The sequence below is a fragment of the Streptomyces sp. Q2 genome, from assembly GCF_056820935.1.
In genome coordinates this window covers 128,201-142,197 of the sequence record NZ_JBXEJE010000025.1, presented here as the reverse complement: position 1 = coordinate 142,197, position 13,997 = coordinate 128,201, and the positions used below count along the sequence as shown (strand labels likewise).

Annotated in this window: 15 protein-coding genes, 1 other RNA gene and 1 pseudogene; 8 read left to right on the top strand and 9 right to left on the bottom strand. The window is 71.9% G+C overall.

Annotated features, from left to right (window positions below; all coding sequences use genetic code 11):
• Nucleotides 1-49 precede the first annotated feature (49 nt).
• Nucleotides 50-559, bottom strand: a complete 510-nt coding sequence (locus ACWBNA_RS27515) for an ATP-binding protein (RefSeq protein WP_482707204.1) — start codon at nt 557-559, stop codon at nt 50-52.
• A 149-nt stretch (nt 560-708) separates the two neighbouring features.
• On the opposite strand from ACWBNA_RS27515, the gene ACWBNA_RS27510 reads away from it, so the two are divergent.
• Entirely contained in the window at nt 709-1,575 is an 867-nt protein-coding gene (locus ACWBNA_RS27510; protein ID WP_482707203.1) for a helix-turn-helix domain-containing protein, read from the top strand.
• Nucleotides 1,572-1,793 (top strand): DUF397 domain-containing protein, encoded by a 222-nt coding sequence (locus ACWBNA_RS27505; RefSeq protein WP_482707202.1) that lies wholly within the window; start codon nt 1,572-1,574, stop codon nt 1,791-1,793. Before ACWBNA_RS27510 ends, ACWBNA_RS27505 begins: the two co-directional genes overlap by 4 nt.
• 72 nt (nt 1,794-1,865) lie before the next feature.
• Here the strand turns inward: ACWBNA_RS27505 and rnpB are convergent.
• The 4 genes and pseudogenes from rnpB to ACWBNA_RS27485 all read right to left on the bottom strand — a co-directional run bounded on the left by rnpB (nt 1,866) and on the right by ACWBNA_RS27485 (nt 4,629).
• Nucleotides 1,866-2,269, bottom strand: an RNA gene (rnpB, locus tag ACWBNA_RS27500) — RNase P RNA component class A.
• Between the two features lie 115 nt (nt 2,270-2,384).
• Nucleotides 2,385-3,134, bottom strand: a pseudogene (locus ACWBNA_RS27495) (DMT family transporter); the annotation flags it as partial.
• Nucleotides 3,135-3,185: 51 nt separating this feature from the next.
• Nucleotides 3,186-4,007 carry an AraC family ligand binding domain-containing protein gene (locus tag ACWBNA_RS27490; protein ID WP_482707201.1) on the bottom strand — a complete coding sequence of 274 codons (822 nt, stop codon included), beginning with the start codon at nt 4,005-4,007 and terminating at the stop codon, nt 3,186-3,188.
• A 46-nt stretch (nt 4,008-4,053) separates the two neighbouring features.
• A complete protein-coding gene (locus ACWBNA_RS27485; RefSeq protein WP_482707200.1) occupies nt 4,054-4,629 on the bottom strand; it encodes a Uma2 family endonuclease in 576 nt (191 codons plus the stop codon).
• 112 nt (nt 4,630-4,741) lie between these two features.
• Here ACWBNA_RS27485 and ACWBNA_RS27480 point away from each other — a divergent pair, with 112 nt between their 5' ends.
• Entirely contained in the window at nt 4,742-5,494 is a 753-nt protein-coding gene (locus ACWBNA_RS27480; protein ID WP_482707199.1) for a MerR family transcriptional regulator, read from the top strand.
• Nucleotides 5,491-6,105, top strand: a complete 615-nt coding sequence (locus tag ACWBNA_RS27475) for a hypothetical protein (RefSeq protein WP_482707198.1) — start codon at nt 5,491-5,493, stop codon at nt 6,103-6,105. Before ACWBNA_RS27480 ends, ACWBNA_RS27475 begins: the two co-directional genes overlap by 4 nt.
• On the opposite strand, the gene ACWBNA_RS27470 is transcribed toward ACWBNA_RS27475, so the two are convergent.
• Complete coding sequence (locus ACWBNA_RS27470; protein ID WP_482707197.1) at nt 6,047-7,501, bottom strand: RNB domain-containing ribonuclease; 1,455 nt, start codon at nt 7,499-7,501, stop codon at nt 6,047-6,049. The genes ACWBNA_RS27475 and ACWBNA_RS27470 overlap by 59 nt on opposite strands.
• Nucleotides 7,502-7,578: 77 nt before the next feature.
• Between ACWBNA_RS27470 and yaaA the strand changes: the two genes are divergently transcribed.
• Nucleotides 7,579-8,376, top strand: coding sequence for a peroxide stress protein YaaA (yaaA, locus tag ACWBNA_RS27465; RefSeq protein ID WP_482707196.1), 798 nt, complete (start codon nt 7,579-7,581; stop codon nt 8,374-8,376).
• Between the two features lie 106 nt (nt 8,377-8,482).
• Nucleotides 8,483-9,124, top strand: a complete 642-nt coding sequence (gene eda, locus ACWBNA_RS27460; RefSeq protein WP_482707195.1) for a bifunctional 4-hydroxy-2-oxoglutarate aldolase/2-dehydro-3-deoxy-phosphogluconate aldolase — start codon at nt 8,483-8,485, stop codon at nt 9,122-9,124.
• Here the strand turns inward: eda and ACWBNA_RS27455 are convergent.
• Genes ACWBNA_RS27455 through ACWBNA_RS27445 form a run of 3 tightly spaced genes read right to left on the bottom strand, consistent with a single transcriptional unit; the run spans nt 9,099 to nt 12,245 of the window.
• Nucleotides 9,099-10,607 carry a bifunctional RNase H/acid phosphatase gene (locus ACWBNA_RS27455; RefSeq protein WP_482707194.1) on the bottom strand — a complete coding sequence of 503 codons (1,509 nt, stop codon included), beginning with the start codon at nt 10,605-10,607 and terminating at the stop codon, nt 9,099-9,101. The genes eda and ACWBNA_RS27455 overlap by 26 nt on opposite strands.
• 31 nt (nt 10,608-10,638) lie before the next feature.
• The gene (locus ACWBNA_RS27450; protein ID WP_482707231.1) at nt 10,639-11,382 is read right to left on the bottom strand and encodes a zinc ribbon domain-containing protein; all 744 of its coding nucleotides are present in this window, start codon (nt 11,380-11,382) and stop codon (nt 10,639-10,641) included.
• Nucleotides 11,379-12,245 carry a Nif3-like dinuclear metal center hexameric protein gene (locus ACWBNA_RS27445; RefSeq protein ID WP_482707193.1) on the bottom strand — a complete coding sequence of 289 codons (867 nt, stop codon included), beginning with the start codon at nt 12,243-12,245 and terminating at the stop codon, nt 11,379-11,381. Before ACWBNA_RS27445 ends, ACWBNA_RS27450 begins: the two co-directional genes overlap by 4 nt.
• A 187-nt stretch (nt 12,246-12,432) precedes the next feature.
• On the opposite strand from ACWBNA_RS27445, the gene ACWBNA_RS27440 reads away from it, so the two are divergent.
• The gene (locus ACWBNA_RS27440; RefSeq protein ID WP_482707192.1) at nt 12,433-13,695 is read left to right on the top strand and encodes a hypothetical protein; all 1,263 of its coding nucleotides are present in this window, start codon (nt 12,433-12,435) and stop codon (nt 13,693-13,695) included.
• Nucleotides 13,696-13,790: 95 nt separating this feature from the next.
• On the top strand, nt 13,791-13,964 hold the full coding sequence (locus ACWBNA_RS27435) for a hypothetical protein (protein ID WP_482707190.1): 174 nt from the start codon (nt 13,791-13,793) through the stop codon (nt 13,962-13,964).
• Nucleotides 13,965-13,997 lie beyond the last annotated feature (33 nt).

Below are 13,997 nucleotides of genomic sequence, written 5' to 3'. Positions count from 1 at the left end.
GTGCACTTCCGGACGCCGCCCTCGTACGGCCCGAGCACGGAAATGCCCCTCAGTCCCACGCAGGCTCGGCGGGCACCCGGCACCGCACCTGCTTCCCAATCGCCGACCTCCGCACCTGCCATCCCGGCGCGAGCAGGTCGACGAGGCCCAGCCCACGCCCGGCTTCGGCCTCCGCACTGTCGAGCGGCGTAGTCCGGCGCATCGGCAGCGCGCCCGGGTCTGGGTCGTGGACGTTCACCGCGACGCCGTACCCCGTCACGTACACCTCGACCACGAGCGGTACGTAATCGCCGTAGGAACGCACCGAGTTGCCGACAAGTTCTGAGAGGACGAGTTGCGCGGAGTCGACGGCATCGTCCTCGACGCCCTGAGCCAACAGCTCGGCGCGGGCCAACTGCCGTACAGCACAGAGGCTCTGATGAGAGGCGCAAACGTGAGCGGCGAAGCCGTGGGGGCGAGGGCGGAGGTAGAAGCCGGGGGTGGGTGGCCTGAGGTGTGATGCGGGTGCGGTGGTGCTGAGGAGCGCTGGGTGAGGGATGAGGGGCGGAGTGGGGTGCATGTCGCTTGGCCTCCTGGTCGGTTGACGGGACTGCCCCAGCTTCAGCCCTACGTGCGACTTTCTCCCCTAGGTAGAAAAATTCCAACCCGAAGGAGTGAAGTCATCGCTACGGTGTGCGATCCAGGCGAAAGCATTGCCAGACTCCCCACATGCCCAACTCACCACTCGTACCGACCGTTCGACGCCGCCGACTGGGCGCGAGCCTGCGGCGCCTTCGCAGTGCCGCCGGTATGACGCTCGATGCCGCTGCCGGAGCCATGAGCTGGAGGGCCCCGAAGCTCTCGAAGATCGAGGGCGCAACCCAGTCGATCAGGCCGGCAGACGTGGAGGCCCTGCTGAAGGTCTACGGAGTGGAAGATGCCCAGGTAAGGGATGCCCTGGCCGCCCTCGCTCGGGACGCCGGAAAGAAGGGCTGGTGGCAGACGTACAGCGCGATCGTCTCGCCAACCTACGCCGACTACATCTCCCTCGAATCGGACGCCGAGGCGATCTACTCGTGGTCCCCGCTGGTCGTACCCGGCCTGCTGCAGACAGCCGCCTACGCACGCGAGACGATCGCCGGCGTGACGACGTCACGCACACCGGAAGAAGTGGCCGCCCTGACAGAGGTACGGATGGCCCGACAGTCCGTACTCTCCCGTCCGGGCACGGCTCCGGAGCTGTGGGCCATCGTCCACGAGGCAGCACTGCACCAGCGCTTCGCCGTACGCCCCGCGATCACGCGTGAGCAGCTCCGGCGACTGCTCGACGCTTCGGAGATGCCGAACGTCACCGTGCAATTGATGCCCCTGGACTCCACCTCGCACCCAGGCGTGGTCGGCGGTTTCACCCTGACCAGCTTTCCCCAACCCATGCCTTCCGTAGTGCTCTTGGAAAACCTCAGCGGCGCGACATACGTTGAGGGCGACGAAGCGACACCCTTCGCCAAGGCCTTCGAACGCATCCGCGCGACGGCGCTTCCCGTGGAGGACTCGCTCGCGAGAATCGCCGAGCTGGAAGAAGGCCACCGGAAGTGAACGACCCCAAGGCTGAGCTGTACGCGTATGACCTCACCGAGGCGATATGGCGGAAGGCCTCCGCCAGCGGCGCGGAACACGACTGCGTCGAGGTCGCAGAACTCCCCTCCGGCGCAAGGGCCGTCCGCGACTCCAAGAACCCCGGCCGCGAACCCCTCCGCTTCACCGCCTCGGAGTGGGCTGCCTTCCGAAGGGGCGTCATCGCCGGCGAGCTCTGACCAACGCCGGACGGACTTAATCCTCGCAGGGCTTCGCCGAGAACCTGTGCCGTGGCCCCAGACCGATGGTGGCAGACGAGTCGGGCTGTACGCCGGGTTCTGTCGCCCGGTCGCCTCGCGGCGGCCGGGGAGACGGCCATCCATCTAGGGCCGGCGTTGCCGCCGGCCTCGTGCGGTCTACCCGCGGACTCGGGCGGGCAGCCCTCGAACGTCCGCGCAGAGTGCGTTTTACCGCGCTCCTTTTGACCTTGCTCCGGGTGGGGTTTACCTAGCTGCCCAGGTCGCCCTGGGCACTGGTGGTCTCTTACACCACCGTTTCACCCTTACCCAGCGCCTGAGCGCTGGGCGGTTTGTTTTCTGTGGCACTGTCCCGCGGGTCACCCCGGGTGGCCGTTAGCCATCACCCTGCCCTGTGGAGCCCGGACGTTCCTCGGGAAGGCCCCTGAGGGACTTCACGCGGCCGTCCGCCCGGCTCGTCTGCCGTGTGGACCATGTTACCGGGCGGGTGGCGGCCCCCGGACCGGAGGCTGTCGCCAGTACCGAGCCCGCCAGGATCAGCGTGAACGCCGCCACGATGCCCGCCGTCAGTGGCTCGGACAGGAAGATCGCGCCCGCTGCCACCGCCACCGCCGGGTTGACGTACGTGAACACCGTCGCCCTCGTCGGGCCGACCTCCTTGATCAGCTCCAGGAAGGCCACGAAGGCGACCGCCGTACAGACGGCGCCCAGGGCTGCCAGCGCGGCCAGGACGGAGGTCGAGGGCATCGCCGACGGCCGGGTCAGCACTGCCGCGGGGGCATAGACCAACGTCGCCAGCAGCAGGCAGGGGGCGATGAGCTGCAGGGTCGGGACGTCCTTCAGGTAGCGCGCGGCGATCAGGGGGGCCGTTGCGTAGCCGACCACCGTCACCAGGACCTCTGCGAGGGAGCGGGCGTCGCCGCCTGTGAGGTGCGGGACCGTGAGGACTCCGACGCCGGCCAGGCCCAGGCCGAGCCCGACGACGCGCCTTGCCCCCAGCCTCTCCGTGTCGCCGAAGAAGCGGGCCAACGCCACTCCCACGATCGGGACGCCGGCGATCAGCAGGCCCGCCGTGGAGCTGGACAGGTGGCGTTCGGCGTCGGTCAGGGTCCACCAGGGGCCGATGATCTCGATGCACGCGAAGGCCAGCATCGGGCGCCAGTGGGTTCGTACGGTGGCGGGCAGGCCGCCCTGGCGTATGGCGAAGGGCAGGAGCATCGCCGCGCCCAGCGCGCAGCGGGTGAACACCACCATCGACGGGGACAGTGGGGCGTCCACCGCCACCTTGATCAGCAGGTAGGGGATGCCCCAGACCACTCCCATCAGGGAGAACAGAAACCAGCCGCGTGCAGTCATGCGGCCATGTTCGCCACGTCAGCGGCGGCCGTCTTGAACGCTGTTGCGGTACGCCGCCGGGGTGACCCCGAGGACCCGCCGAAACCAGCGGGTCAGGTGCGCCTGGTCGGCGAAGCCCACCAAGCCGGCGACCTCGGCCGGCTTCAGTCCGGACTCCAGTAGTCCGCGGGCCCGGTGCACCCGGTGCTGCGCCAGCCAGGCGTACGGGGGTATCCCCATCGTCGTACGGAAGGCTCGCAGGAGTTGGTAGCGGGACAGGCCCAAAGCGGTGGCGAGTTCGGCGAGGGACGGGGGCTCCAGGAGGTCGTCGGCCAGGCGGTCCCGTACGGCGTGGGCGATGTGGGTGGCGCCGGGGACCGTGTCGCTCGCCGCGCGGGCCGTGGAGTGGCGGCGGGCCAGCGCCGTGAGGAGCCAGGGGAGGCGGGACTCCGTCTCCAGCGGGTCGGGGCAGGCGCTGAGTTCGGTGTGGGCGCGGCGGAGGGCGGTGGCGAGTTCGGGGTCGTCGAGGACGGGCTCGCGGAAGTGCGGGAGGCCGGCGCCGAGCGTGCCTTCGGTGAGGAGGGAAGGGTCGGGGTACAGGGCTCGGTAGGCGTAGCCGTCGGAGGCGGCGGGGCGGCCCGTGTGCATTTCTCCGGGGGCCAGTACGACGATGGAGCCCGGGCCGGGGCGGAGGTGGTCGCCCCGGTAGTCGATGACCTCGGAGCCGTCGAGGCAGATGCCGATGCTGAACTGCTCGTGCGTGTGCGCGGCGTAGGTGTGGCGGTCGAAGCGGGCGGTGAGCAGGTCGAGTGGGGGGCCGCATCGGCCGAGGTGTGCTCTGGTCCACCGTGCCTGCTCCATGCGTCGCCCCCTGGCCGTCGTCCTCGTGGGTGGAACGCCGGAGGGCTCAGAGAAAGTCCGCCGTGTCCAGGTCGAAGGCGAAGGGGTCCGGGAGGGTGAGCGGCTTGCCGAATGCGGCGGCGCGGATCTCCCGGTAGTCGCCCGACGCCGGGTCGCTGAACAGCGTGGTCCACGAGGCCTCGCGGTCGACCAGCAGGTAGAGGGGGATGCCGCCGCGGGCGTAGCAGCGGCGTTTGGTCTCGCGGTCGGTCTGCGGTTTCGCGGACGTCACCTCCAGCACCAAGGCGACCCCTTCACCAGGCATCCAGGCATCGGCTCCTCGGTACAGCTGCAGTTCCTTCGAGGCAAAGGTGCCGTCCGGGATCACGTGGTCGTTCGGGAAGCCGTCCGCGCTCGGCAGCAGCAAACCCTTGTTCGCCGAGAACTCCATGTCGGCTGGGGACCGCCGATACACCTGGCGCGCGGTCCGGCTGATGCAGTGCTCGTGGTGCCCGTCCGGCACAAGGGTCACGACGAGCTCACCCTCGATGAGTTCCGCTCGAAGGCCCTCGGGGGTGTCCAGGTCGACGAACCAGTCCAGCAGGAGCTTCCGTGTGATCGGATCCAGTGGCATGGCTTCCATGCAATGGCGGTTCAGGCACTCCCCGGAACGGAACTGCGGAAGATCACCTGTATGAGAAGGCGCCGGACCGCGTCCTTGACCCTGCCGCAGCGTCAGCGTTTGTACTGGGTCCATGCGGATCGGAGAACTCGCCGCCGCGGTCGGGGTCACGACCCGGGCCGTGCGGCACTACCACCACCTCGGCCTGTTGCCGGAGCCTGAGCGGCTCGGCAACGGCTATCGGGACTACACGCTGCGGCATGCCGTCGTGCTCGCCCGGATTCGGCGGCTCACCGAGCTTGGGCTGGGGCTCGCGGAGGTGCGGGACGTGCTTGTCGAGGATGCCGGGAAGGATCTCGTCGAGGTTCTCACCGAGCTCGACGAGGATCTCGCCCGGCAGGAGGCGGCGATCCGGGAGCAGCGTGCCCGGCTGCGCGGGCTCATCGAGCAGGGTTCGCTGCCTGCCGAGGGGCCGATCTCGCCGGAGCTCGCGGCGCTGTTCAGCGAGGTGGGGCACGTCTCCGACTCGCCCATGGCGGCCAAGGACCGCGAGATCCTCGCTCTCATCGACACGTCGGCGACACCGGAGGCCCGGGAGCAGCTGATCGGCCTGTTGGGCAGCACCTTCACCACCCCTGGTGGGGTGGAGCGGGCCCTTGGCGCCTACGCCTTGCTCGACGCGCTCGCCGACGCCGACCCGGACGACCCGCGCGTGGACGAGGCCGCCCGTGCCCTCGTCGACTGCCTGCCCGCCGAGCTGCTGCCGGAGGCCGGCATCGATCACGACGACAGCTTCCTTCGGGCCCTTTACGCGGACTTCGCTCCCGCCCAGGCCGAGGTGATCCGCCGGACGCTGCGGATCCTGACCGAGGGCAGGGACCGATGAGGACCATGCGGGTGCTCGTCCGACATGAGCTGGGGATGCTCGTGAGTCTTGTGTTGTGGGCGGCCCGGAGGACCCACGGCACCGCCGACGGCGGGCGGGTTTTCGGGTACGCGCGGGGGCAGGGCGCTATGACGTTCGGCTTCGTCTTCGTGTGCGTGGTCGAGACGCTGACGATGTCCGTGCTGCTGCGCGACTATCCGGTCGTGCATCGGGCGTGGCTCGCCCTGGACCTGTACACCATCCTCTTCGTCGTCGGGCTGCACGCGGCCAACGTGGTCCGGCCGCATGTGCTGGACGCCGGATCGCTGCGGATACGCCGGGCCGTGCACGTGGATCTGCGCATACCGCTGGAGAAGATCGCGGACGTACGCCGTGAGCTGCGGGCCACCCACCAGCCCACCGACGGTGAACTCGACCTCGCCGTGGGCGCGCAGACCTCCGTCACGCTCGTACTCGCCGAGCCCGTACCGCACTTGACGTTCCTCGGTCGCCGCCGGGACGTCCGTCTCGTCCGCTTCCACGCCGAGGACGCCGACGGTCTCGTACGCGCGATCAAGCAGGCGCGAACAGCACTTTCGACGGGGCGCCCGGTGCCGGATCGGCCTGCGTGAGCCGTACCCGCAACCGCTCCCCCAGCGGCAGCGGGGTTCCGCCCCCTTCGATGCGGCCGATGATCGCCGGTGACTCCAACTGCACCGTTCCGACGGTCGGTTGCCGTTCCTCCACGTCCACCACCCACCCGTCGAACACCTCCCCCACCCGGCCCTTGAGCAGTGCCGCCTCGACGATGTCGAGGCAGCCGCGCTCGGCGGCCCCCGCGCGGCGGGTGCCGTCGGCCATCTCCTTGCGGAGGGAGTCGAGCGCGGTGAGTACCCAGTCGGGCGGGGCGTCACCGGCGGCGGCCGCCAGGCAGATCTCGGACGCGTAGCGGTCGACGAGGCGGCGGAGCGGGGCCGTGCAGTGGGCGTAGGGGGCCGCTACGGCGGCGTGCGTGGTGATGTCCGGCAGCGCGCCGTCCCGGAAGGGGATGTAGCCGGCGCCGCGCAGGAGGGTCGTGCACTCCTGGAGGAAGGCCGCGTGGTGCGGGCGGTGTGGGTCCAGGGAGCGGACCAGTTGGGCGTACGAGACGTGGTGCGGCCAGTCGATGCGCAGGGCGTGCGCGGTGCGCCGGAGGCGGCCGACGGCGCCGTCGGGGGCGGCGGGGAGGGTGCGGAGAATGCCTGTGCCGGTCGCGATCATCAGGTCCGCCGCCGCCATTCCGGTGAGCAGGGAGATCTGGGCGTTCCAGCCGTCGGAGGGGAGCGGGGCGCGGTACGTCAGCTCGTACGTGTGGTCCCCGGCCCGGTCCACGATCTCCTGCTCGGGCACGTTGAGTGAGATGCCGCCGCGTTCGGCCTCCAGGGCCTCGCGCCGCTCGCCGATCTCCTTGAGGAGCGCGAGCGGTTCTTCGGCGGTGCCCGAGTCGATCCGCTTCTGGACGGCCGCGTAGTCGAGCTTGGCGCCGCTGCGGACGAGGGCCCGGCGGACGTCGACGGCGAGCGTACGGCCGTCCGCGTCGAGGTCGATCGTCCACAGCACGGCCGGGCGGACCTGGTCCGGGAGGAGGCTGGCGGCGCCCTCGCTGAGCACGGGCGGGTGCAGGGGGACCCGCCCGTCGGGGAAGTAGAGCGTGGTCACCCGGCGGTGGGCCTCCGTGTCCACGGCCCTGCCGGGCACGACGAACGCGGCGACGTCGGCGATGGCGTACCGGACGCGGTAGCCGGTGCCGTGCCGGGACAGGTGCATCGACTGGTCCAGGTCGGTGGAGGCGGGCGGGTCGATGGTGAACAGGGGGAGGTCCGTGGCGTCGTACGAGGGGAGGGCGGGGGCCTTCGCGGACCGCTCGGCCTCGGCCAGCACCTCGGGCGGGAAGCTCTCGGGTACGCCGAGTTCGTTGCGCAGCGCGTTGAGGGCGGCCCGGAGGGGGGCTTCGGGGGCGCCGGACACGCGGATGTGGCGGCGGGGCATACAGCGAGCGTAGGGCGGGGGCGGCTCAGGGGCACGCCGTACGCTGTTGCGGAGCTCAACCGAAGGAGATCGATCCCGTGCTTGTCCTGCTGCCGCCCTCCGAAGGCAAGGCCTCCTCCGGCCGCGGTGCCCCGCTGAAGTTGGAGTCGCTGTCGTTGCCGGGGCTCACCGCCGCGCGTGAGGCCGTACTGGACGAGCTGGTCGAGCTGTGCGTCGGCGACGAGGACAAGGCGCGAGACGTGCTCGGGCTGAGCGAGGGGCTGCGGGGCGAGGTCGCGAAGAACGCGGAGCTGCGGACGGCGGGGGCACGGCCCGCCGGGGAGATCTACACGGGTGTGCTGTACGACGCCCTCGGCCTGGCGTCCCTGGACGCCGCCGCGAAGAGGCGCGCCGCCCGGTCGCTGCTCGTCTTCTCCGGGCTGTGGGGCGCGGTTCGGGTGACCGACCGCATCCCCTCCTACCGGTGCTCGATGGGCGTGAAGCTGCCCGGACTCGGGGCGCTGGGCGCGCACTGGCGTACGGCCATGGCGTCGGCGCTTCCGGAGGTGGCCGGGGCCGGGCTGGTGCTGGACCTGCGGTCCTCGGCGTACGCGGCCGCGTGGAAGCCGAAGGGCGAGGTCGCCGGGCGGACGGCGACGGTACGGGTGCTCCACGCGCCGACCCGGAAGGTCGTCAGCCACTTCAACAAGGCGACGAAGGGGCGGATCGTCCGGAGTCTGCTGTCGGCCGGGATCGCACCCAAGGATCCTGCGGAGCTGGTGACGGTGCTTCGGGACCTCGGGTACGAGGTGGAGGCGGAAGCGCCCTCGAAGGCGAAGGCGGGGACGGGGGCGACGGCTTGGGCGCTGGATGTGCTGGTGGACGAGGTTCACTGAGCTTCCGGCCAGGACGAAGCTTCCGCGCACGGCCAATAGCCCTACCGTCGTTGCAGCATGCGCAATGACCTTTGCGCATGTTGCAAGCCGAGGGCAGGATGACGCCATGGCCCCGTCACTCCTGGACCTCGCCCCCGTCGTGCCCGTCGTCGTCATCGAGGACGCCTCCGACGCCGTACCGCTCGCCCGGGCGCTGGTCGCCGGAGGGCTGCCCGCGATCGAGGTGACGCTGCGGACGCCCGCCGCGCTCGACGCGATCCGGGCCATCGCCGGGGAGGTGGCGGGGGCGGTGGTCGGCGCGGGCACGGTGCTGACTCCGGCGCAGGTCACGCGGGCAGTGGGGGCGGGGGCGCGTTTTCTGGTGAGCCCGGGCTGGACGGACGTACTGCTGGAGGCGATGGGGGCGTCCGGGGTGCCGTTCCTGCCGGGGGTGTCGACGACGTCGGAGGTCGTGGCGCTGTTGGAGCGCGGAGTGCGGGAGATGAAGTTCTTCCCGGCGCAGGCGGCGGGCGGTACGGCGTATCTGCGGTCGCTGGCGGGGCCGTTGCCGCAGGCGCGGTTCTGTCCGACGGGCGGGATCGGGATCGAGTCGGCGCCGGAGTATCTGTCCTTGCCCAACGTCGGCTGCGTGGGCGGGAGTTGGATGCTTCCGGCCGACGCGGTGGCGGCGCGGGACTGGGGGCGGATCGAGGAGCTGGCGCGCGCGGCGGCGGGCCTTGGTGTCAGCGCAGGTGGGACGTGTCGTTGAGGAGCCGGACGCTGGCGTTGCCGTCCGCGTAGTACGCCACCGCCGACAGGGAGGCCGCCGACAGTTCCATGCGGAACAGGGACTCGGGCGGGGCGCCGAGGGCGAGTCGTACGAACGTCTTGATCGGCGTGACGTGGGTGACGAGCAGGACCGTGCGGCCCGCGTACGCCGCGACCAGCCTGTCACGGGTCGCGGCGATCCGGGTGGCGGTCGCCGCGAAGCTCTCGCCGCCACCGGTGGGCTCGGCCTCCGGGTCGGCCAGCCACCTGTTCAGGTCGTCCGGGAAGCGCTCACGGACCTCGCCGAAGGTGAGGCCCTCCCAGGCACCGAAGTCCGTCTCGCGCAGGCCCTCGTCGACGCGCACCTCAAGGCCGAGGCGGGCGGCGACGGCTGCGGCGGTCTCGCGGGTACGGGCCAGGGGCGAGACGACGATGTCCTGGACGGTGCCGCGCCGGGCGAGCGCCGCGGCGACCCGCTCCGCCTGCTCCCGGCCGATGTCGGAGAGGGAGGGATCACTCCCACCGCTCCCGGAGAACCGCTTCTGGGGGGTCAGGGGCGTCTCCCCGTGCCGCAGGAGAACGAAAGTCGCGGGCGCGCCCATGTCGGCCGCACCCCATCCCGGCGATGCCACGGCCTTCGCGGCCCGCACATCGGCGTCGGCCTTCGCGGCTCCGCCGTCGAGTGGATCCCCGCCGTGGTGTCCGCCATGGGGCTCCGCCGCTCCTCGGCGGGAAGAACCGGGCGTAGGAGAAGAAGAAGCCGCAGTGGACGCCGTCGTCCCGACCGCGGCGGTCGTCGGCTTCCCGATCCCAGCGGTCTTCAGCGTCCCGACCCCGGCGGTCGCCGCCGTCCCACTCGCGCTGGTCGCCGCCGTCCCGACCTCAGCGGTCGCCGCCGCGCCACCCGCGCCGGTCGCCGCCGTATCCCGCCCGCCTGCCATGGCCGCACGCGCACGCGCCGCGCCCGCAGCCGCGTCCCCCGGCGGGCCCGCAGGCTCAGGAGCCGCCGCACGCGCCGCTCTCGCCGCGCGCGCGTCCAGTTCGGCCGTGGATGCCGCGGCCGACCACTGCTCGCCCCGCTTGCCCGCGTCCATCGCCTCGTTGGCCAGCCGGTCCGCGTGCTTGTTCTGCTCGCGGGGGATCCACTCGTACGTCACCTGGGAGGCCGGGAAGATCCGTGCCGCCTCCGCCGCCAGCGGCTTCATGTCGGGGTGCTTGATCTTCCAGCGGCCCGACATCTGCTCGACGACGAGCTTGGAGTCCATGCGGACATGGACCTTGGCCGTGGGGTCGAGTGCGTGCGCGGCGCGCAGGCCGGCCACCAGGCCCCGGTACTCGGCCACGTTGTTCGTGGTGGTGCCGAGGTACTCGGCCGCCTCGGCGAGGGTCTCCCCCGTCGCCGCGTCGATCACCACGGATCCGTAGCCCGCGGGCCCCGGGTTGCCCCGTGACCCGCCGTCGGCCTCGACGATGAACTCCCGCACGCCCAAAGCCCCTTACCGGATTACCGTGGCCCTAGAGACCCGACTCGGACGTGCGCACCAGGATGCGGCGGCAGTTCTCGCAGCGGACGACCGTGTCGGGCGCCGCCGCGCGGACCTCGTTGAAGTCGGTGATCGCGAGCTCCTGGCGGCAGCCCTGGCACGTGCGCTGGTAGAGCTTGGCCGCGCCGACGCCGCCCTGCTGGGCGCGCAGCTTGTCGTAGAGCTTGAGCAGGTCCGCGGGGATCGTGGCGGCGATGACCTCGCGCTCCTTCGTCGCCGTGGCCGCCTCGCTGTCGAGGGACTCGAAGGCGGCGTCCCGGCGGGCCGTCGCGTCCTCGATCTTCGACTCGACGGAGGCGACCCGCTCGGTCAGCTCGGCGGCTCGCTCCTGCGCGGACTCGCGGCGCTCCATGATCTCGAGGACGACGTCCTCCAGGTCGCCCTGCCGCTTGGCGAGGGAGGCGATCTCGCGCTGGAGGTTCTCGAGGTCCTTGGGGGAGGTGGCCGCGCCGGAGTCCAGGCGCTGCTGGTCGCGGGCGGCGCGCTGGCGCACCTGGTCCACGTCCTGCTCGGCCTTGATCTGCTCGCGGGCGGTGTCGCTCTCCTCGGTCTGCGCGGCCACGAGGAGGTCGCGCAGCTGGGTCAGGTCCTTGGTCAACGCCTCGATCTCGGCGTGCTCGGGCAGCGACCTGCGCTTGTGCGCGAGCTGCTGCAGACGGACGTCGAGGTCCTGGACGTCGAGAAGGCGGATCTGGTCGGCGGGCGCGGCGTTCAGTTGGGGGCTCCCAGGTTTTTGGTGGCGGTGACGGACGCCGCGTGGGCGGTCCAAGGGTCGGTGACCGTCTTGGAGACGTGGACGCGAAGGTCCCATCCGTTGCGGTCGGAGATCTCGTCGAGCTGGGTGGCGGCCAGCTCGCACCAGGGCCACTCGGTGGCCCAGTGCGCCGCGTCGAGCAGCGCGAGGGGACTGTGGGCGTGCACCGCGACGAACTCCGACGCCGGGTGGTGACGCAGGTCCGCGGTGAGGAAGGCGTCGACACCGGCCGCGCGGACGTCGTCGAAGAGGCTGTCGCCCGAGCCGCCGCTCACGGCGACCGTGCGGACCACGGCCTCGGGGTCGCCCGCCACCCGGATGCCCTGCGCGGTGGCGGGCAGCCGTTCGGCGGCGCGGGCGGCGAGTTCGCGGACGGTCAGCGGGTGGTCGAGTTCGCAGATCCGGCCGAGGCCGCGGCGGCCGTCGGGGTCGGTGGGGTCCGGCACCAGGGGTCGTACGACGCGCAGGTCGAGCGCCCCGGCGAGGGCGTCGGAGACGCCCGGGTCCGCCTTGTCGGCGTTGGTGTGGGCGACGTGCAGCGCGATGTCGTTCTTGATCAGCGTGTGCACCACGCGGCCCTTGACGGTGGAGGCCGCGACCGTCGTCGTACCGCGCAGGTAGAGGGGGTGGTGGGTGACCAGCAGGCCGGCTCCCAGCTTCACCGCCTCGTCGACGATCTCCTGGACCGGGTCGACGGCGAACAGGACCCGCGTGACCTCCTGGTCGGGGTCGCCCACGACGGTGCCGACCGCGTCCCAGGACTCGGCCCGCGCGGCGGGCCACAGGTTCTCCAGCGCGGTGATGACTTCAGACAGACGGGGCACGAGGAAAGGCTACCTGGCTGTTCTCCGCCACTGAACCGGTGCCGCCGTCGGTTGCTCCGCCCAGCACAGTCGCCCCGGGTTCCTCAGGCGAATCGTTCCTGGGCCACTCCTTTGTGTGAAGTGACAGCTCGCCGGTCCCCCGTGTGTGCGTACGCAAACTAGCTTCGTTGCCGGAGGTGACCAGACGATGACGGCCTGTGCGATCGAGCCTTCGGCGGAAGACGCGGATGGTGCCCCGCGGCCGGAGTGCGCCATCACGGCGGACGGTGCCTACGCCGCCCGCCTCACGCGGGACGGCGACTCCTGGTTCCCGGAGCGCTGGACGCTGGACGGCCCCGAGCCGTACGCGGTGCCGCTGCCCGGCAACCAGCCCGAGGAGCCCGGCACCGAGGTGCAGCCGATGGGTGACGGACGGGTCCTCATCCGGCGCCTCGCGGGCGGACGGCACACCTTCTCGCTCCTCTACCCGACCGGCCCCGGCACCGGCGAGCTGCCGCTGGGCGCGGTCGAGTGCCCCGACGAGGGCACCCGGCTGAGGCTGCTGCCGCCGGCACCCGGTGGCGAGAAGGCGTACGCCGTCGCCGTGGGCCGGCGCTCCAGCGCGGTGTGGCTGGTCGCCGGCGGCGCGTTCGGGCCGGAGCACCTCGCCGAGGTGCCGGGGCGCTGTTCGGGCGGGGTGTGGCTCGACCACGCCGGTCGGATGCTGGCCCTGGACCGGGAGGTCGGCGGCCGTACGAAGGCCGTCGTGGTCGACCTGGAGCGCGGCGGCGAGGTCTCGCCGCTGCTCCAGATCGCGGCGGACAGCGACGACCGGCTGCTGCTCGCCGACCCGGACAGCGGACTGCTGCTGATCCGCTCGGACGCGCCGTCGCCGGGGCACGACCGGCTGGGCTGGGGGGTCCTGGGCAGCACCCTGCCGGTGCGCTTCCCGGAGTGCCTGCGGGTGCCCGACTGCACGGTCACGCCGTTCGCCATCCAGCCCGGGCAGGTGCTGACGCCGGAGAGCTGCGCGGTGGCCTTGCGGGTCGACGGCCCGGTCGGCAGCTGGGTCGGGGTGTGGCGGCCCGCGCAGCGCCGGATGCACCATGTCCCGCCGCCCCAGGGATGGTTGGCGGGCGCGGGACTCTGGACCGGGGACGGGGTGCTCCACCTGCCGTACGCGACGGCCGAGGCGCCGTGCGGGGTGGCGCGCGTGGCAGCGCCCTCGGAGGAAGCGAGGGACGCGGGGGGCACGGGGGCGCCGGGGGCGCCGGGGGCGCCGGGGACGACGAGGGAAGCGGGGGGCACGGGGGCGGAGGGTCCGGCCCGGGACGGTACGGCCGCTGAGTCGCCGTCGGGGACGTGGCTTCCGGCGTCCGGCGAGCCGTCGGAACCGGACCCTCCGGGCCCCGTCGCGCTGCACCCTGTGCCGCTTCAGGAAGCGCCGTTGGGGCGTCTTGTAACGAAGTAGTGGCGGTTGGCGTGGCCGCCTGGATCGGGGGTGTGGGGCGCCGGTTAAACTCGCCCGGCTGTTTGAAAGATCATGTTGACGGGGTGAGTTTTCCGATGAGTGACGCCAGCACGAACCAGCACACTGCCGACGTCCAGGAGTCCACCGGCCACGGCCGGCACCGGGGTCCGGTTTCGGTGCAGCACGACGGCGAGACGGCCGCCCAGGCGGCCCCCCGCGGTCGTCACCGCAAGCCGGTCGAGCAGACGCAGACCGAGTACGCGGCCTGACGAAGCCTCAGGCACTCGGCTTCTTTTCCACGG